The 17,608-nt window shown below is 67.9% G+C and carries 19 protein-coding genes and 4 pseudogenes; 11 read left to right on the top strand and 12 right to left on the bottom strand.

From position 1 onward, the window contains the following. Positions 1-302 precede the first annotated feature (302 nt). The 3 genes from PXH83_RS31485 to PXH83_RS31475 form a co-directional block, all read right to left on the bottom strand. A complete protein-coding gene (locus PXH83_RS31485; protein ID WP_274564961.1) occupies positions 303-479 on the bottom strand; it encodes a hypothetical protein in 177 nt (58 codons plus the stop codon). After that, entirely contained in the window at positions 476-1,063 is a 588-nt protein-coding gene (locus PXH83_RS31480) for a TIGR02391 family protein (protein WP_274564960.1), read from the bottom strand. Before PXH83_RS31480 ends, PXH83_RS31485 begins: the two co-directional genes overlap by 4 nt. 223 nt (positions 1,064-1,286) lie before the next feature. Next, positions 1,287-1,580 (bottom strand): hypothetical protein, encoded by a 294-nt coding sequence (locus tag PXH83_RS31475; RefSeq protein WP_338054928.1) that lies wholly within the window; start codon positions 1,578-1,580, stop codon positions 1,287-1,289. Between the two features lie 494 nt (positions 1,581-2,074). Between PXH83_RS31475 and PXH83_RS31470 the strand changes: the two genes are divergently transcribed. Further along, the gene (locus tag PXH83_RS31470) at positions 2,075-2,368 is read left to right on the top strand and encodes a hypothetical protein (RefSeq protein WP_274564959.1); all 294 of its coding nucleotides are present in this window, start codon (positions 2,075-2,077) and stop codon (positions 2,366-2,368) included. A 70-nt stretch (positions 2,369-2,438) separates the two neighbouring features. On the opposite strand, the pseudogene PXH83_RS31465 reads toward PXH83_RS31470, so the two are convergent. Beyond that, positions 2,439-2,570 (bottom strand): annotated as a pseudogene (locus PXH83_RS31465) (IS5/IS1182 family transposase); the annotation flags it as partial. Positions 2,571-3,072: 502 nt separating this feature from the next. Here PXH83_RS31465 and PXH83_RS31460 point away from each other — a divergent pair. Then, a pseudogene (locus PXH83_RS31460) lies at positions 3,073-3,284 on the top strand (amino acid permease); the annotation flags it as partial. Between the two features lie 119 nt (positions 3,285-3,403). Further along, positions 3,404-3,712: a hypothetical protein gene (locus tag PXH83_RS31455; RefSeq protein WP_274564957.1), complete on the top strand. Its 309-nt coding sequence runs from the start codon at positions 3,404-3,406 to the stop codon at positions 3,710-3,712. A 383-nt stretch (positions 3,713-4,095) separates the two neighbouring features. Here the strand turns inward: PXH83_RS31455 and PXH83_RS31450 are convergent, their stop codons facing one another. After that, a complete protein-coding gene (locus tag PXH83_RS31450) occupies positions 4,096-5,097 on the bottom strand; it encodes an alpha/beta fold hydrolase (protein WP_274564955.1) in 1,002 nt (333 codons plus the stop codon). 382 nt (positions 5,098-5,479) lie between these two features. On the opposite strand from PXH83_RS31450, the gene PXH83_RS31445 reads away from it, so the two are divergent. From PXH83_RS31445 to PXH83_RS31435, 3 genes and pseudogenes are all read left to right on the top strand, one after another. Beyond that, a complete protein-coding gene (locus PXH83_RS31445; protein WP_274564954.1) occupies positions 5,480-5,773 on the top strand; it encodes a hypothetical protein in 294 nt (97 codons plus the stop codon). Next, a complete protein-coding gene (locus PXH83_RS31440; protein ID WP_274564953.1) occupies positions 5,770-6,069 on the top strand; it encodes a helix-turn-helix domain-containing protein in 300 nt (99 codons plus the stop codon). Before PXH83_RS31445 ends, PXH83_RS31440 begins: the two co-directional genes overlap by 4 nt. Before the next feature lie 1,352 nt (positions 6,070-7,421). Next, positions 7,422-7,627 (top strand): annotated as a pseudogene (locus tag PXH83_RS31435) (transposase family protein); the annotation flags it as partial. Between the two features lie 68 nt (positions 7,628-7,695). Here the strand turns inward: PXH83_RS31435 and PXH83_RS31430 are convergent. Further along, on the bottom strand, positions 7,696-7,986 hold the full coding sequence (locus PXH83_RS31430; protein WP_274563543.1) for a hypothetical protein: 291 nt from the start codon (positions 7,984-7,986) through the stop codon (positions 7,696-7,698). A 70-nt stretch (positions 7,987-8,056) separates the two neighbouring features. On the opposite strand from PXH83_RS31430, the gene PXH83_RS31425 reads away from it, so the two are divergent. Together PXH83_RS31425 and PXH83_RS31420 are read left to right on the top strand one after the other, a co-directional pair. Continuing rightward, positions 8,057-8,299 carry a hypothetical protein gene (locus PXH83_RS31425; RefSeq protein ID WP_274564952.1) on the top strand — a complete coding sequence of 81 codons (243 nt, stop codon included), beginning with the start codon at positions 8,057-8,059 and terminating at the stop codon, positions 8,297-8,299. 76 nt (positions 8,300-8,375) lie between these two features. Then, positions 8,376-9,137, top strand: coding sequence for a GNAT family N-acetyltransferase (locus tag PXH83_RS31420; protein ID WP_274564950.1), 762 nt, complete (start codon positions 8,376-8,378; stop codon positions 9,135-9,137). 209 nt (positions 9,138-9,346) lie between these two features. Here PXH83_RS31420 and PXH83_RS31415 read toward each other — a convergent pair whose 3' ends face one another. Further along, positions 9,347-9,910, bottom strand: coding sequence for a GNAT family N-acetyltransferase (locus PXH83_RS31415; RefSeq protein ID WP_274564948.1), 564 nt, complete (start codon positions 9,908-9,910; stop codon positions 9,347-9,349). Positions 9,911-10,071: 161 nt separating this feature from the next. Continuing rightward, positions 10,072-10,635 (bottom strand): SMI1/KNR4 family protein, encoded by a 564-nt coding sequence (locus PXH83_RS31410; RefSeq protein WP_274564947.1) that lies wholly within the window; start codon positions 10,633-10,635, stop codon positions 10,072-10,074. Positions 10,636-11,095: 460 nt separating this feature from the next. Here PXH83_RS31410 and PXH83_RS31405 point away from each other — a divergent pair, with 460 nt between their 5' ends. Continuing rightward, complete coding sequence (locus PXH83_RS31405; protein ID WP_274564945.1) at positions 11,096-11,323, top strand: hypothetical protein; 228 nt, start codon at positions 11,096-11,098, stop codon at positions 11,321-11,323. Between the two features lie 44 nt (positions 11,324-11,367). Here PXH83_RS31405 and murJ read toward each other — a convergent pair whose 3' ends face one another. The 3 genes from murJ to PXH83_RS31390 form a co-directional block, all read right to left on the bottom strand. Next, on the bottom strand, positions 11,368-12,939 hold the full coding sequence (gene murJ / locus PXH83_RS31400) for a murein biosynthesis integral membrane protein MurJ (RefSeq protein WP_420803275.1): 1,572 nt from the start codon (positions 12,937-12,939) through the stop codon (positions 11,368-11,370). Between the two features lie 757 nt (positions 12,940-13,696). Then, positions 13,697-14,188 carry a DUF7691 family protein gene (locus PXH83_RS31395; protein ID WP_274564942.1) on the bottom strand — a complete coding sequence of 164 codons (492 nt, stop codon included), beginning with the start codon at positions 14,186-14,188 and terminating at the stop codon, positions 13,697-13,699. Between the two features lie 92 nt (positions 14,189-14,280). Next, positions 14,281-14,946: an NADPH-dependent F420 reductase gene (locus PXH83_RS31390; protein WP_274564940.1), complete on the bottom strand. Its 666-nt coding sequence runs from the start codon at positions 14,944-14,946 to the stop codon at positions 14,281-14,283. A 99-nt stretch (positions 14,947-15,045) separates the two neighbouring features. Here PXH83_RS31390 and PXH83_RS31385 point away from each other — a divergent pair, with 99 nt between their 5' ends. Further along, positions 15,046-15,420, top strand: coding sequence for a winged helix-turn-helix transcriptional regulator (locus tag PXH83_RS31385; RefSeq protein ID WP_274564938.1), 375 nt, complete (start codon positions 15,046-15,048; stop codon positions 15,418-15,420). A gap of 350 nt (positions 15,421-15,770) precedes the next feature. On the opposite strand, the pseudogene PXH83_RS31380 reads toward PXH83_RS31385, so the two are convergent. Then, a pseudogene (locus PXH83_RS31380) lies at positions 15,771-16,065 on the bottom strand (IS5/IS1182 family transposase); the annotation flags it as partial. A gap of 216 nt (positions 16,066-16,281) precedes the next feature. On the opposite strand from PXH83_RS31380, the gene PXH83_RS31375 reads away from it, so the two are divergent. Next, on the top strand, positions 16,282-17,598 hold the full coding sequence (locus PXH83_RS31375; RefSeq protein ID WP_274564937.1) for an LPXTG cell wall anchor domain-containing protein: 1,317 nt from the start codon (positions 16,282-16,284) through the stop codon (positions 17,596-17,598). Positions 17,599-17,608 lie beyond the last annotated feature (10 nt).

Genomic DNA, 17,608 nt, shown 5'->3' with positions numbered 1-17,608 from the left:
GGACAGGGCACGGGCCGAGAAAACGCGCCTCCGCCAGAGCACCATGCCGAGCCGTCAGCCCGTTGACAACTACGCGTTGTGACAACCGCGGCCAGATAGCTCCCCACTAACTGGCCGCGGGCGGGGAATCTGAACTGGTCACTACGTAACAGCGGGGCCATCGCTCCTGGGAGGCGATCCGCTCCCGACGGGCGAGGGCGCGGACCGCGTCCCGGTCGGCACCCGTGCAGCCGTTCTCCAAAGCTGGAGGGATGTCACCTGTGGTGCTGGTCCCGTGCTGCTGGTCGTGGCGCACGAGCTGCTCAGCAACTGTCGGAGGCGCAGGTGCGTAACTCCACGTCCATCGGCACCGGGTGGCGGGAATCCTCCTGGTAGGGACGCGGCAGGTAGCTGCCGTGCCCGTGGCACAGGGCGAGCGCGTCCAGGACGGCCGCGGTCTCCAGCAGGTCGTCCCGGCACTCCAGCGCCAGGCTGCTCACCTGGGAGTCGATGAGGTCCTGGCGGCGGACGGTGTGCGCGGACGCCAGGTGCTGACGGTCCAGGGCGGCCTGACGGCGCTTGGCACGCTCGACCTCCCGCAGCAGCAAGTCGGCGAACTGAATGATCTCGGCCGCCTCGATGGATCGTCGAAGTCGACGGTGCGGTGGCTCGCGGGATTCTTGTACGCGCCCATGGCACCGGCGAACAGCGCGGACGTTGCCTCCTGTTCGCCGCCTTCGGCTCCGGCGTCGGCAAGCGGGCCGCCGGCCTTCCCGTTCTGATGCGGCTGGAACGCCTTGCGCATCAGCGACACGCCGACCATAGAGTCGAGCCCGGAGGCGTCCCGGACGGCAACCTCGACCGCCTTCATCGCGGCGAAGCACGCCGTCTCGTAGTCACCCAGGTCGAAGTTGGTACGCACCCTGTCTTCCAGGGCCGGGTGGAGCGGGCCGGACAGCCGCTCGCGGGCTTCGAACCGCGTTATGCCCTGCGGATCCTGCGCCAGGTCCCTGCCGTCGCGGGAGAGCTGGCGGAAGGCTTCGGACTGGCTGGGCACCTGAGACAGCAGCGCGTGCGCCTCCAACGCTCGTCCTGGAACGCCTGGCACGCCCCGCCCATCGTCGGCTGTACTGCAGATAGCCGGTCCCGCTCGCGAGGTGCTGCAGAAGAAGGAGCGCCACGTCCCGGGTGGGCAACTTCGGGATCTATTCCGCCGGAACCGGCGGTATGTACGTAAACGTCATGGATGCACGCTACGGCGCGGGCACGTACACCCCGAGTTGCTTTTCCCGTTCACACGGAGCGGCCTAGCCGGAGCGGATCCGGCTGGATGCGGTCGGCTCGTTCAACGCGAGCCGCTTGAACACGCGGGTCCTGTGCAGATCATGCCGTCCTGCCCAACTGCTGGGCCACGGTTCAGGCAGCGCACCTGCGCGCTCAGCTCGCGCCCGCCGCATGGCGGCCGCGTGAGTGGCTGCGGCCTCGCGGCGGCGCTGGGCGCGGGCCGCCTCGATCGGGGCCGGCGCATCGTCCGTCGCCACCTCGGGCTCAGGGAACGCGCGGCGGCCGAGGTCGCGCATCGCGCGTTTCTGTCGCGCCACCGCTTCCGCGATGCCCTGGTCCACGTGGCGGGTCGGGGCGACTTCCTGGTATGCGGCGAGCGCGCGGCGGTCCGGGGGCGATGGCCGCCCACCGCTCGCGCAGGCTCGCGCCGACGGCCGGGAGTCCAGGCCCGCTCGGTGACGAGCGCGCCAATCGCGGTATCGGTATCGGTATCGCGATAGTGCACGAGCGGTCGTCCCCTGCGCGTACGGGTTGCACACTTCGTGGCGTGCAGCGTTAGAACAGCTTTGCCTGTTCATGGCGGGGGGGGTGGGCTCTTCGCTGCCGAGATCGGCAAGCGGTACGTCGATCGCCTCGGCGATTTGCGAAGAGCACTCGGCACGGCGCGCACCCCATCGGCGGCCAGCCCGCACTGTCCCGCCCGGACTCGGCGCGTCGCCGGGTGCTTTGATGGTATTTCATACTAATCTGCCATAACTGAACGAAGTCGATCGATCGCAGATCGCACCCACCTCACTCCACCGGAGATGACATGCACAAGCTTCGCAAGGCTGCCGTCCTGGTCGCTGCCCTCGCCAGCGCCGGACTCCTGAGTGCCGGCACTGCCCACGCCGGCGGCGATGGGCACGGCCACCACAAGGGCGGCGACCACTTCAACATCAAGCAGAGCTCCAACTGCAAGTCGCACGACCTGAACCTCGACATCCTCGGCCAGGTCGGCATCCTCAACGGCCTGGCCGGCGACCTGCTGAACGGCGAGGGCCACCCGGGCGACCAGAAGACCCACATCGGTTCGAGCATGGGCTGCAACAACAGCGCCTTCTAAGGCCTGTCCCGTAAACGACCTTTGAGTGGGTGGATGGGGGCGTGGCCGGTGGCCCTTCCGGCCGCGCCCCCTATCCGAGCATGGCGTGGTGCACGCCCTCCTCCCTGAGGCGGCAGTCGCGCAGGACCTTCCAGCACTTCATGCGTACGAAGACGTGCTCGACACAGACCCGGACTTGCTTGTGAGACTTGTTGTGCGCCTCTTACCGGGCCAGCAGCTCCTCGCCCTTGTGGCGCAGGCGTCGGCTCACCGCCCGGCACGCCCACCACGATGCACCAGCATGGCGGCACAGGCACGGAGACCTGCCCCGGCTCCGGCCGACCCGCCTCGTAGGAAACACCTCGACCAGCCCCGGCCGTCCGGCCCCGGTGGAGCGGACGGCCGGGGCTTCTTCATTGCCGTACGAGGTCGACGAGCGGTACGTCGACCGCGTCGGCGATGAGGATCAGGGTGTCGATCAGCACGGCGGATGCCCCGCTCGACCCGTACATAGATGGCCTTATCCATGCCCGCCCTGGCTGCGGACCTGACGGGCAGGAGGCCGGGCAGGGAAGATCCGGCCGACGCTATGAGACCTCCAGCAGAGCGGCTCCGTTCGCCGGTTCGAGGATGGCGACCACGGAGCTCGTGCGGAAGAAGTCGATGGTCGCGCCCTCGACGCCCGGGCTGACGTTGGTCGTCACATGGGCGAACTCGCCCCCGAGGTCGTCTCCGGACAGGGCGAGCGCGTCAACCGCTCTCGTCTCGTCCGCAAAGTGTGATCGAGGCGATCGCCTGCGCCTTCTCCCTGTGACTGGTCGGCGGCGCCGGGTGCCAGGCGGTCTATCAGGGCGTGATGTTCCTCTTCATCGGCGTGATCGTGTACGCGGTGATGTCGGCCCGCAAGAAGAAGGCCGGCGCCGACCGGGACGCCTGAACTCGGCCCCTGCCCGAGCGGGTTGGCCCCTGAGCGGGAGAGGGGCCGGTCGCGGAGCCCGTACGACGGCCACTTAGGGTCGTACGGGCCCACCACCTGCGCCGACCACAGGAGCCCCCTTGCGCCCCGAGACCCGCCCGCTGGATTCGCCGACGTCCGCCGAGAGGGGACGGCCGGGTCCCGCCGGCCCGCTCGGACAGGTCCTCTGGGTATTCGGATTCCTCGCTGCCTGGATCATCCTGGTCGTATCGCTCATGCAACACCGGCACCAGTGGCTCACGGTGATCAACCTGGTCACCATCCACGGGGGCCTGTTCGTCCTGCTCAACGCCCATCGCTTGGGCCACCGACGGCTGGCCCGAGCCAGCCAGATCGCGCCCGTGGTCACACTGGTGCTCAGCGTCGTGACCCTTGTGGTGTTCCGGTAGGAGGGGCGGCGGCGGTTGCCGGGGCGGTCGTGGGAGCTGCGCGGCTGGGCCCTCTCCGCTCCGGGCGACGGCGAGGAATGCGCGTCGGCACCCGCCCCTCCGAAACCCGTCCGGGACCGGATGCTGCGCTCCAACGGGCTCGACCCTCAAGTACGGGACTACGTCCTCTCCACCCCCGGCGTGGAACAAATGGTCGAACTCAGCCTCCGCCGTGCCCTCGCCCTACTGGCGCTACCCGACCAGCACCGCGTGGACATCCATGTCCTCTGCGGCGGCCGTCACAGAGTCGTTGACCGGACTACCAGAGGTCGGGAGGACGTTGCCCGTTGATGTCGGGCTGCGCCAGGCGCGGCGGCTGCGGGAGATGGAGTGGTGATCCCGGGTCAGCGTGGCGCGGTTTCGACGGCGAAGCCATGCAGGAGGGTTCCGGTGGTGTCGGGGTCCTCGAACATGGGTGTGCGGCCGACACCGTCGAGGATCTCGATGCGAGCGTGGGGGACTCGGCGGTAGTCCTGGGCGGAGGACGGCTGCCATCGCCGGTCCTGGGAGCCGAAGATCACCAGGGTCGGCAGTTCAAGGCCGGCAAGCCGGTGGGGAACGGGCCGTTCCTTCAGGAACACGTCGACCGCCTCGTCGGTCGCGGTGAGGCTGCGGTAGGTCATGCCCCAGATGTCGGCGATGATCCGGTCGGGGATCTGCACCTCGCGAGTGAACGCGGTGCTCAGCGCGTCGCGGATCGTGCTGTCGGTGCGCAGCCGCCAGATCAGCTCCCCTACCACCGGCGTGGTGATCAGGCGGGCGACGAAGCTGTCGCCGAGGAACGCGTCCGCCCGCGGGCCGGTGTCGATCAGCGCGATCGCTGCCACCACGTCGCGGCGCTGCTCGGCCAGCGACGTGGCGACGGCGCCGCCGGTGGAATGCCCGACGATGGTCGCGCGGCGCACCCCGAGTTGATCGAGCACGGCCCCGACCCGGCGTGCGTGCTGCGCGATGCCGTAGCCGTCGGCCGGTTTGGCTGATCCGCCGTGCCCGAGCAGGTCCACCCGAACCACGTGCAGGTCCCGCATTGCCGGCAGCACTGGGTCCCACCATGCCGTCGAGCCGGCCAGGCCGTGCAGGAGCACCACCGTGGGCGCGCCGGGCGGCCCGTCCTGCATGACGTGGATGTCCCCGCCGGGAAGGCGCACGATCTGCTCGCCGGAGGCTTCGGCTGTCTCCGTGCGCACTGACACCGTGTTCCACGCGAGGAGGACGGCCAGCACGCCGACGGCCAGCAGCGTGATCCGCCGCCGTCGACTCCACGCCCGCCATCGGCGCGGGACGCTCGGCGCCGCGTCTGCGCGGCTGTGGTTGCGTTGGCCTTGCGGGGTGGTCGTCTCGTCCATGGCTCCTCCGTCGGTCGGTCCGGGGCTCCATCACCTTCCCGGTGGCCAACGCGACGCGTCTTGGAGAAATGTCGGCGCCTCGCGCGTTGGTTGATCCCGCCACCGAGCCGCTCGTACAGTCGAGGCGTGCGACCAGTTCGCCGGAAGGCAAACTCCACCGCTGCCTGGGAGATCGAGCGACCGTCGCGGGCAACCGCGCTGCCCGGTGTCGACATGGCCGGATTCCGCATTCGCGGCGACAGCCCTATCGAACTACGAGCAATCCCCCACCCAGCCGTCACCGTGGCCGTCGAGTTCGGTGACCGCCCGTTCGACATCCACGGCGGGCCGGCCGAATGCGGTCGGAGAGCCTGGCCGCCGGGCTCGCCTTCAGCGCGTTCCAGTGCGCGCCGAGGGCGTCGAGTGTGTGCAGATACGCCTGTCTCCACTTGCCGCGCACCCCGTGCTCGGGGTCCCGCTCGCGGAGTTGCACGGGAACGTCATCGCACTCGACGACCTGTGGGGCCGCGACACGCAGCGCCTGCGGGAGCGGCTTCACCATGCGCGAACCTGGCCGGAGCGCTTCGCGCTGATCGACACAGAACTGTTTACCCGGCTCCATGCAGGCAGGGTGGTCGATCCCGAAGTGGCCTGGGCCTGGCGCCAGATCGTCGCCAGCCACGGCCGAGCCGCGTGAGCGACCTCGCAGCCCGGACCGGGTGGAGCCGCCAGCGCATGTGGTCACGCTTTGGCTCGCAGATCGGCCTGCCACCCAAACGCGCCGCCATGCTGGTCCGCTTCGATCACGCCATCCACCGCCTGGTCCGCGGGCACACCCCCGCGCGGGTGGCAGCGGACAGCGGCTATGCCGACCAGTCCCACCTCCACCACGACGTCCGCGCGTTCACCGGGACAACCCCCACCGCCGCCGCGAACGAGCCATGGCTGGCCGCCGACGACAGAGCCTGGCCAGCACACGGCGGCGCGGCCTGACCGGCACCATGAGCGACCGGTCTGCCGAAAGAGATCCACGTTTCAGGTGAGTGTCAGGTTGAGGGGCCTCACGTTCCGTCAGCTACCGAGTTGAAGGCACGAACCCCAACGCACTGCCAATACAAGCTCATCGGTATAACAGGGCGTTGACTGAGCTGGCTCGGGCTGCACACCGCGCTTCGTCGGAGGCTGTGGCGGGGTGAGGGGAAGCGTTCGTGCCCCTGAGCCCCTTCCGTGCGTCGTAGTACCGCTGTCGCAGTAGAGGTCGTCCAAGGCGCCAGCCCCGAGCGTCGGCGTGTCGGCTTGCTTGGTGCAGTGAAGCTGCCACCGCGCCAGGGGACGCTCCCTTAGCCCGGAAAAGGGCAAGCGGACTCACCGAACTCCTTGTGAAAGCCATCGAGGGCCGGTTCATCTCCGACCCCGAACCCCGCCGCCGGACACGCGACGCGAGCGGCGATCACGCCTGAAGACACGGCAACGCCCCGGGGCGACCGTTCCGTCACCAGCCATGTGGCCAGCCGGACAACCCGAGGCACCCCCACCCTTGCACGCCCAAGAAAAGGAGTGGGCCTCTGAACTGCGGGTTTACTCGTGGGTCTCTTCGATGAGGGTCAGCATGTCGTCGAGGCGGCTGCGGAGACGCTCATTAGGAAGATCAACGATGAGGGTGGGAGCTCCGCAAGGTCGGCAACGCGCGCATCGTCGAGGTCGCGTCGAGCGAACTCCAAACGGCTGCGCTGTGAAGGGCCGAGATGTGGCTGCGCCGGGGTCGGCGCCGTGTCTTCAGGCACTGCAATTCACTAATGGATCAAGGGGTGGTAAGGGGAGGGGCGATCGGAGGGGATGAGCCATCGCGAATATGCCGGGCCGCAAGGTACTCGCGACCCTGACGATGGTGCTGGAATGCAGGTTCCCTGTACAGGCGATTGATCACCCGGGCTGCAGCGTGCTCGCGGTCCTCCGAACCGCCGCTCGACTGGGTGCTCGCCCGTCGCCGGGCCATCGGGGACCAGATCCGGGCGGCCAGGCTTCACGCCAACCTCACGCAACGGGCAGTTGCCGAGAGGGCGGGCATGGGATAAGGCCATCGACGTGCGGGTCGAGCGGGGGCATCCGGCGCGCTGATCGGCACCCTGATCCTCATCGCCGACGCGGTCGACGTACCGCTCGTCGACCGCGTACGGCAATTGAAGTAGCCCCGGCCGTCCGCTCCACCAGGGCGGACGGCCGGGGCTGGTCGAGGTGTTTCCTTCGAGGCGGGCCGGCCGGAGTCGGGGCAGGTCTGCGTGCCTGTGCCGCCATGCTGGTGCGTCGTGGTGGGAGTGCGGGGCGGCGAGCCGACGCCTGCGTCGCACCGGCGCCGCAAGGGCGAGGAGCTGCCGGCCCGGTAAGAGGCGCACAACAAGTCCCACAAGCTGGCCCGGACCTGTGTCGAGCACGTCTTCGTACGCATGAAGTGCTGGAAGATCCTGCGTCGCGACTGCTGCCTCAGGGGGAGGCCGTGCACCACGCCATGCGCGGAATCGCCCGCGTGCACGACCTCAACCTCGGTGGATAGGGGGCGCGGCCGGAAGGCCACCGGCCGCGCCCCCATCCCCCACTCAAAGGGCGTTTACGGGACAGGCCTTAGAAGGCGCTGTTGTCGCAGCCCATGCTCGAACCGATGTGGGTCTTCTGTTCGCCCGGGTGGCCCTCGCCGTTGAGCGCGCTGCCCAGCAGGCCGTTGACCAGCCCGACCTGGCCGAGGACGTCGAGGTTCAGGTCGTGCGACTTGCACTCGGAACTCTGCTTGATGTTGAAGTGGTCGCCCTTGTGGTGGCCGTGCCCATCGCCGCCGGCGTGGGCGGTGCCGGCACTCAGGAGTCCGGCGCCGGCGAGGGCGGCGACCAGGACGGCAGCCTTGCGGAGCTTGTGCATGTCATCTCCGGTGGAGTGAGGTGGGTGCGATCTGCGATAGATCGACTTCGTACAGTTACGGGAGATTAATGTGAAATACCATCAAAACACCCGGCGGCGCGCCGAGTCCGGGCGGGACAGTGCGGGCTGGCCGCCGATGGGGTGCGCTGTGCGGGGTGCGGAGATCTCCCCGTACCTGACCGAGCGCATCATGCGGTTCGGCGAATACTCCACCCACGAGCTCAGCGACGTGCCAGAGGCGTACGAAGTGCACCTCGACGTCGACTTCACCCAGCTCGACCCCGACGCGGGCCCCGAAGCCGAAGTGGCCTGAAGCTCCCCGAGAAGCCTGCGCCCCGCCGGGGGTAATTCGTAGGCGGCCATGGTCCACGGCTGCCTACGCTCCCGCCATGCCAAACTCAGAACTACAGCGGATCAACTCCTTCCTGTCGGCCTTCGCCCGCCGCCAGGCCGCGCGCATCGTCGACCTCCCGGGCGGGTTCGCCGTATATGACGACGCCTTCGCACATTCCCGCGCGAACAACCAGGTCATCATCGACACGGCCGTTGACTCCGAGGCGGTCCCCGCCATCGCGGAGGAGGCACTGGGGCATCTGCAACACCGGCTGATCTCCGTCCTTGACAACGAAGTCGGAATGGCGTGCGCAGAGCCGCTGATCCGGGCCGGATACACCCACTCCACCTATCTGGTCATGCTGCACGCAGGCCCGGTGCCGGTCAGCGGCCCCGCGGAGGAGATGAACCTCGACGCGATACGTATCCCACTTACCCGGCGATGGCGGGGCATCCTTCCGAACGTCGACGACGAGGTCATACGCCACCTCGTCGACCGACGCGAGGCTCGCCGCCGCGGGGCAGGCGTCGTTCACTTCCTCGGTGCCCGCACGCAGGAGGGCGAGGTCGCCTCATGGGCCGACCTCTATCTGGACCCGGCAACTGGCACAGCCCAGATCGAGGACCTGATCACCTCGGAGGCCCACCTCAGGCGCGGTTACGCCGATGCCGTCCTGACCACCGCCTTGCGCCTGGCCGCAGACAAGGACTGCGGTACCCGGTTCCTGACCGCCGATGCGACGGACTGGCCACGACACTGGTACGAGCGCCGCGGCTTCTCCGTCATCGGCCACTCGCACTGCTTCGAACGGAGCTGATTGCGAGACAACCCGGTGCCGATGACGACGCCCTGGATCCTCAACACACCTTCGTGGTTCATCCGCACGTGTGCTGGTCGGCCTGCGCGTGCCCCCGGCGACACCGCACCCCTACTTCCGCCAGAAAGTTCAGGAGAACCCGACCTGGTATCCGATACGCCCGATCTCACTCGGAGCGAGTCGTGATCCAGGTCACCAGAGCGCGGGGATCAACTCACCTCTTGCCGCTTCCTGGCTTGGGCCATCTCGAGGGTGATGGCCCAGCGCTCATGATCCCTCCAGGCACCATTGATGAACCGGAAGTTCGTTGAGTAGCCCTCCCGCCGCCAGCCGAGGCGCTTGACGAGATTCAACGACGGTGTGTTCTCCGGTTGGATGTTCGCCTCGAACCGATGCAACTCAAGCCCGCCGAAGGCGTGCTGTATGACGAGCCGCAAGCCCTCGGTCATATAACCGCGACCGGTAGTGGACGCGTAGGCGGTATAGCCAACGGTTCCGCTCTGGATTGTGTCCCGAACGATGTTGTTGATGTTGACGCCGCCAACGATCACGTCGGTGTCCAGCAAGCAGATGACGAAGCCTTCATGAGTGGGCTGCTCTAACCGCATGACGTAGCTCTCGAAGGCTTCGGGAGTGGACTCTCGGTCCCCTAGCCACCGGCGGAGCATCTCGGCACTGTCCTGCGCCAGGGCTGTGAGCTCCTCGTAGTCCTGGCGACAGACGTGGCGAATGGCCACGCGCGACCCTTGCGCCAGGTAGGTCGTGGAGATCATTTTTGCGATCTTACGCAGCTGCTCGTAGCCAAGAGACGCGTAGTCCGGAGAAGGGCCAGCGGACTTACGAACTCCTCGCCTGAGCACTTCGCGACCGCGGCCACCAGGTCGAGGTCGATCACTTCCATGTCCATCTGCCCCGCGTGCTCAAGGGAGCGATCTCATGACCGCTTCCTGAGCCAGAAGCCGGCGAGATCATCACTCCGATACGGGGTTACTGCCAGGGTCGTTGCCGAAAGGCTGCCCCGGGTCAGCCCTTCGATGAACGATCGGAAGTCACCGGCCAGTGCGAGCTCCGTGCTGAGTTCTGGATCGAACCAGGTGACCGAGGGCTCGCCGCTCCTGCCGCAAGCGCGGTAGTCGAGCCCGACCCAGTAGTGCCCATCGCCGGAGAGCAGCACGATTGGCGAGGGCAGCTCCCACTCCTCGACCAAGTACGGGGTGTCGAGCAACGAGGACATCCGTTCGCGTCGGCCGATGCCCATCAAGTCGGAGAAGGGACCGTGGTCTTCGCTCCACGAAGTCGGTTGGCTGGTGGGGAACACGTTGCGTTCAGCTGCCACGCTGCCGCCGTTCTGTACCCGTAGAAGGTCGAGCAAGGCGGAGGGCAGAGTCACGCCGAGCTCGCGCTCGGCCTCCTGGACCATCTCCTCAGTCAAGGGCAGCTGCACGCCGTAATCGCCGACGCCCCAGAAGGCTGCCTTGACCTGATCGAATCGTGCCATGGCCGGCAGCCTACGTTTCGGCCGCCCAGGAGACTTGACGGCAGAAATCCTTGGGAAGCGGGTCGGTGCTGAAGACAATCTTCGCGGCGATTCGCACAGCCTGCCGGAGGCGGCGGGATATCTCCGCGAAAACACGGAAGCCGTCCAGCAGGGCCTGGTCTACGCCGGCGAGATGGGCTGGCGTAGCAAGGAACAGCGCCAAGTCAGCGCTTGTCTACGAAACCCTATGGGAAGTGGCCGGCGCCCGGCTGGATGGCTGCGGCATGCGCCTGGGTGGTTGAGTGTGGCGTTCGGGTGACAGCGGCCTTGCTGTGGTCGGGTAGCCGGTCACGGCAACGTGGCTGGCTACCCGACCACACTCGTGTGACCGAGTGCGAGATTCCCCCAGCTCAAGTGGCAACTCGGTCGGCCTATCCAGGCGGCTTTCCAGCGCTGGCTGTCTCCTTGAGGTCAGAACGGTGTGCAGCAGTTGCCCGAGGATCTCGACCTCACCGGCGATGAACGCGAAGTACTCGAAGGCGACCGTGACGCTCTGACGGCCCTGGCCGATCGCCAGGCCATCATCGGCACACCCGCAGGCCTCACTCCTGGCGAACTGGACACTGACCACGCCTTCATCGCGCTCACCGCTGTCCAATCAGCGTGCCCGGCCCGCGTCTCCAACCCGTCGATCCGGATCAGGAACTGAGAAGTGATCACCATGCCAAGCCTCCGTCATCGGGGCCGACGCCGTCACCTCAAGCCGGAAAGGCTCCGCAACTCGCTGATCTTCAGCAGTCGTGCCGTCCCCAGGTATCCCAGTCCCATGGCAACTGTCCCTGCGGTCAAGGCGAGCGCCGTGCCCCAGATTCCCGCGACCGGTACACCGGCACAGGCTTGAGCGGCTGCCCAGCCCAAGGCCCCCGCCACCGTGGCAGCGAGCATCAGTTTCGCGTAGGTGCGGCGCAGTGTTCCGTCGGCGTCGATGCGGCCGCCGAGCTTCTTTCGCAGCAGCCACGAGGTCAGGGCGAGGCCTGCCGCATAGGAAAGTGTGTAGGCGGCTGCCATGCCGGTCACCGCCCAGCGGGTGGGCAGCAGCAGGTGGCAGGCGGTGGCCAGCGCGATGTTCACCACGGCGATCCAGGCGGCCATGAAGAACGGGGTGCGGGTGTCCTCGAAGGCATAGAAGCCGCGCAGGAGCAGGTACTGGGCGGAGAAGGGGATCAGCCCGAGCCCGAAGGCCTGCAGCATGTGGCCAAGAGGCTGGGCCGTTGCGGCGTCGGCCGCCCCGTGGGCGAACAGCAGCGTCGAGATCTGCGGCCCGAGTATGAGGAAGAGGAAGCCGACGGGCACGATGACGACGCCGGTGAGGCGCAGGGCCTGCGACAGGTCGGCGCGCAGATCCGGTATGCGGCCTTCCGCGGCTGCCTTGCTCATGCGCGGCAGCAGCGCGGTCACCAGGGAGACGGTGACGATCGACTGCGGCAGCATCCAGATGGTCTGCGCGTAGGTGTAGGCCGAGTAGCCGGCGCCGGCCTGCGGCAGTTCCTGGTCGGCGGCATTTGCGTAGTTGGTGATCACGATGAGGGCGACCTGGTTGGCCAGGACGAACAGCAGGGTCCATTTCGCGGCGTGCACGCTCTTGCCCAGGCCGGTTCCCCGCCAGTCGAACCTGGGGTGGAAGCGGAAACCGGCGGCACGTACGAAGGGAATGAGCGCAAGGGCCTGCAGCGCGATTCCGGCTGTGGTGCCGATGCCCAGGAGCTGCACCTGCGTGGTGGTGATGTCCTCCACCCGTTCGGGGATCGTCATCAGTCCCAGGTAGGCGCCGAACATGCCGATCAGTACGACGTTGTTCAGTACGGGCGTCCACATCATCGCGCCGAACTGCTCGCGGGCGTTGAGCACTTGGCCCAGGATGCTGAACAGACCGTAGAAGAAGATCTGCGGCAGCAGGAAGCGGGCGAACACCACGGTCAGCTCGAACGCTTCGTGGCTGTCGGGGGTGTCGCGCATGTAGAGGCTCACGATCTGCGGGGCCGCCCACACCGCCAGTGCCGTGCCCACGCCAAGGACACACAGCACGAGTGTCACCAGGCGCTGCTCGTAGGCGCGTCCTTCGTCGGGCTGTGTCGCTCGGGCCCGCACCAGTTGGGGTACCAGCACCGCGTTGAGAGCCCCACCGATCAGCAGCGTGTACAGACTCGTCGGCACGGTGTTCGCCGTGTTGTACGTGCTGGCCAGCAGCCCTGTGCCCAAGGCTGCTGCCTGAAGTACCTGACGGATCAGACCTGTCGCCCGCGACACCACTGTGCCCAGCGCCATCAGCAGAGACGAACGAGCCAATCCCCCGATAACAGCCTTCTGGCTGCGGGCCGCATGTCGCCCGCCGCTTTGCTCGTCCGTCGGCTGAGAACTCATCGCGGTCTTCGCCCCCTCCACCATGGCGCCAACCTATGCCGAGAAGATCACCGCGCTGAAATCAGCTGGCACAGTCTCCGACTGCTCCTCCGCGACGGTCGGCAGATGCGACTTCAGCCGGGCCCATTCCTCATTCGTGAAATCTCGCTCCCATGGCCATGCCAGCGACTCAACCTTGAGGCGGTTGCATGATCCGTCGGACAGGCCCTAGCCGGACTCACTGCCCCTTCTGCCCTGTTCAGGTCGCCTTCTGTACTCCGAGTTCGTACGGTGAGTGGGCCTCCTGACAGGACGGGCAGGCGTAAGAAAGCTGGGCCCGCGGCACTTTCGCACGTACGCGGGCCCAGCGGTCTGCCAGCAGGTGCCCGGCCGCGGGTGTCACCGCTCCCCCGGCAGGCTCGCAGCCACGACGGCCACTTGTCCGGCATAAGACAGGCACGGGCGTGAACCACTCGCACTGAGCCGCAGCAGCAGCGACTTATCACGCCGTGATAACCCCGACTGTCACCGTCACTGGTGGCGCTGCACCTTCTGCTCGGCGGCTCGCATCATCGTGATTTAAGGGAGCCGAGCCCTGCTCGCGGCTCCGAACTCGTCCTGACCATCGCCCACCTGACCCACATGCCCCGACGACGGTGCGGGACGAAGTGCTCCTGGCGGCCTACCAGTTCTCCCACATCCGGATCGGCTTCACAGGATCCACTCGCTCGATCGCCCTCTCCGCCCGGGCGGCCGCCGCCGGACAGCTCGGACTCCTTGCCGAGACCGATCTCTTGCGCACGGAGCCGCTCACCCCGCCGCGCTCGCTCACCAAGCGTACGTAACCAGCGGCCCCGCTCCAGCTCCCTTTTCCCTGCCCCCGAACAGGAGACCCCCTGATGGCCCGCATCAAGACGGCGTTGTAGGCGTTGCCCACGCACTCCGCGTTCGAGTCGGTGTGCCCGTCTATGAGGTGACCGAGGGCGTCGGGGATGGACAGGCCCCAGTCGACGCCTGGCGGTCGAGATCGTCCTGATGGGCCCAGGGCGTCCTTACGCATGCCGTCGAGGCGGCGCCGCTGGTCCGACGTGAGGTTGCCGTTGCTGCCCAGGTAGGCCTGGACGTCGGCCTTGTCGGCGGTGGAGTAGTCGATGTTGTGACTCGTGATCGCCATGGTGCCAAAAGGCACTGACATCCAGTTGTCGGTGGGTGGGAGTTGAGCGCGGGCGTCGGGCGATGACGACCGGGTGCTCCAACCACAACGGCCTAGGGGGCGTTGTCCGACGTGCCCGGAGCGAGGGCCGGGGACGGGAACGCGGGCCGGACCTCGGCACCCGACCACCACACGCCGATGGCGAAGACGGCGGTGGCCTCCAGCAGTCCGGCCCGGGAGAGACCGCCGCAGGCCAGCGGGGTACAGCCCATGCCGGTGATGAGCGCGGAGGTGACCCGTACGGCCTCTGGGGCATCCGCGCAGAAGGGCACCGCGAGAGGAGCCCCCTCGAACCGCGGGCGGTCCAGGGTCCAGATGCTCTCGTGGACCAGCCCGAAGACCTTGACAACGTGGGCCTGCGGGGCGGATCGCGCGAGCTGCCCGGCGAGGGAGGATCCACCGCCCGCCGTGGTCAGGGCCGGGCCGTCGTCGTCGGGCGCCATGGGAACCGTGCAGTCGAGCAGGATCCGCCCGGCGAGCGGGCCGGCCAGCCGCTTGACTACCTCTGGTGCCGCGGCGGCGGGCACGGCGGCCAGGACGGCCTCGCCGTGGGCCGCCGCCTCCGCGAGCGTGCCGTGGCCGGCGGCCCCGATCCGCCGGGCGGTCTCCTCGGCAGCGGCGACGTCCCGCCCGCCGATCCGTACGTCGTGCCCGGCCCGTACCCAGGCGCCGCCGAGCGCGGTGGCCATCGAGCCGGTGCCGAGAATTCCTATGCGCATGTTTGTGCTCCGTCCAACTGCGGTCTTGTTTGCCGGCTTTGACGCTAGGCGGGCCGATGCACACCGATCGGTATGCATCGGGCGTGCAGGATGGTTCCCATGGACCTTGAGACGGACTTCGAAGCCGATGACTTCGTTGCGGACTGCCGGGCGCGCGTGGCCTTCGAGGTGCTCGCGAACCGCTGGGACAGCGTGATCGTCTTCGTGCTCGGCGAGAGCGGGCCGATGCGTCCGCGCGATCTGCGGGACCGGATCGGCGGGATCAGTCCGAAAGTGCTCAACGACGCGTTGCGCCGACTGGAGTTCAACGGCCTGGTCCACCGCCGAGCGTACGCGCAGGCGCCGCCGAGGGTGGACTACGCCCTCACCGAGGCCGGGACGGCGCTGCTAGGGCCGATCCGCGCGATGGGCGCCTGGGCCGCGCGCTACGCCGATGACGTACTAGCCGCCCAAGACCGCTTCGACGGCGTTTAGACCGTCTCCTACGATCACGCCTCGCCCGCCTGATCCGAAAGAAACGACGTAGGGCCTGTCCGACGGATCATGTAACCGCCTCAAAGTTGAGTCGTTGGCATGGCCATGGGGCGGGATCTCACGAATGAGGAATAGGCCCGGCTGAAGCCGCATCTGCCGAAGCCCGGCAAGAAGGGCAGGCGTTGGGAGCTTTCGAGACCGGGGATGGGGGTGGCCGTGGTTACAGTGACCCGATGCGCGAAACGCCAGAAGATCTCAAGGAGCTCCAGGCCTTCCTCCTCGACGCCTCCCTCCCCGCTCCACCTCGCACCTCCACTCGATCAACAACACTGAGCGCACACTGACCGCAGAGCAGCGTCTCCGCAGGTAGAGCCGGTTGCGGCGCGATGAGTACGTCTTGTCCCCCCAAGGTGGTCGGGCCGAGTTCGCGGGCGCCCGCCTTCTAGCCGAGGGACCCGGATCTCTTCCAGCACGGGGACCAGCTGCGGGGCGTCGGCCCACGCTTGGCGTGATCAGGAAAGCAATGGGACGGCAGCGCCCCTCTCCCACCAAGTGGATCTTGCAGTTCAGCCCGCCGCGTGACCGGCCCAGGGCCTTGTCGCAGCGATACCGAAGGGGGTTGCCGCGTCGGCCCGGGATCTTCGGTGGTCAAGAGCGGGCTCCTGCCGCGGCGGGAGGCTGGCGATCTTCTTCTCCAGCGGGCACGGACCACCCGGCTCATCGGTGCAGTCGGCGTAGAAGGCACCCGAGTCGGAGTGATCTTCCGTACAACCCTCCGGTCTCGCCAGAGGTCTGCCTTCTCGCAACTGCTTTCCGGCAGACGCCTTTTTGTTCGCCTACATGTCACACAGAGGGACCCCCATGAAGAACGCCCTTGCCGGCCGTCGCTCGCTGCGCGGTGGAGTCGGCGCGGCCGGTGCCGCCGCCCTGGTCGCGCTGGCGGCCGCCCCCGCCCTCGCGGACGAGGCCGGGCCGGACATGGCCGTAGGGAAGCTCGCTCCGACAACAGGGGTGAAGCCCGGCAGCACACCGGAAATACCGCTCTCGTTGAAGAACAAAGGCAGTGAGCGGGCCGAGCGCGTCTGGGTGTACCTCCACGGCTCGGCGGGGCTGGACTTCGCCAAGCAGCACTCCAACTGCACATATGCGGAGTCCGGCGGCTACGACGAGATGCCGGACGGGTACGACGCCATCTGCGCCGTGGAACAGGCACTGGAGCCCGGTGTGGTGTACGTGCCCGAGAAGGCGCCGCAGTTCAACGTCCAGGACAGGGCGTTGTACGAGAGGCTGAGCGTGTCGGTCCACCTTGAGTATCCGGGCTGGTCGGACCCCGACGGGACCGGCGAAGAGGTACAGGGCACAGGGCCGCAGCTCAAGCTGGTCGAGCGGAAGGCGGCCGATGCGGGCTCCGACCAGGACTACAGCAGTGCGTCGACGCACGCGTTCGTGACCGCCGACAACACGGCCGACTTCTCGCTGACCGGTGGCAAGCTGAAAGGCAAGGCCGGCGAGACGATCACCGCCTCGTTCCAGTTCACCAACAAGGGCCCGGCCTGGGTCAACATGAACCGGGTCGTGAGCACCGGGGCGCTGACGATCAAGGTTCGCATTCCGGCCGGTACGACCGTGACGGAGGCGCCGCGCCCGTGCGAGAAGGTCAAGGCGGGCGAGTACAGGTGCATGAACCACATGGGCTGGGTGAGCGAGAGCAGCGCCTGGCCCTACCGCTTCCGCCTGAAGATCGACAAGGTTATCCCGGGCGCGACAGGCACGGCCTCATTCGTCAAGACCGAGACACTCTTCGACAAAAACCCGGCGAACAACACGGCGGAGATCGTACTCAACACCGCGTCCGGGACCGCCACCGGCGGCTCCGGAACCTCCTCCACCGGCGGCTCCACCTCCACGGGGGGCTCCGGCTCCTCGTCCACCGGCGGCTCCACTTCCTCGTCCGGTGGCGGTTCCCACTCGTCCTCCGGCGGCAGCCCCGGCTCCGCGTCATCGTCGGCCGGCAGTTCCTCCTCCTCGTCCACCGGCGGCTCCGGCACCTCGACGCACGGCGGCGACCTGGCCGCCACCGGCTCCGACAACACCCTGCCCATCGCAGCCGCGGCAGCCGCGGCGCTGGCGGCGGGTGGCACCCTCTACATCGCGGTACGCCGCCGCCGCGCGTCGTAAGGCCCGGCAC

It is taken from the genome of Streptomyces spiramyceticus (genome assembly GCF_028807635.1).
In the GTDB taxonomy this organism is placed as follows: Bacteria; Actinomycetota; Actinomycetes; order Streptomycetales; family Streptomycetaceae; genus Streptomyces; species Streptomyces spiramyceticus.
Note: the sequence above shows the minus strand (reverse complement) of the source record. Positions and strands in the feature narration are given on the sequence as shown.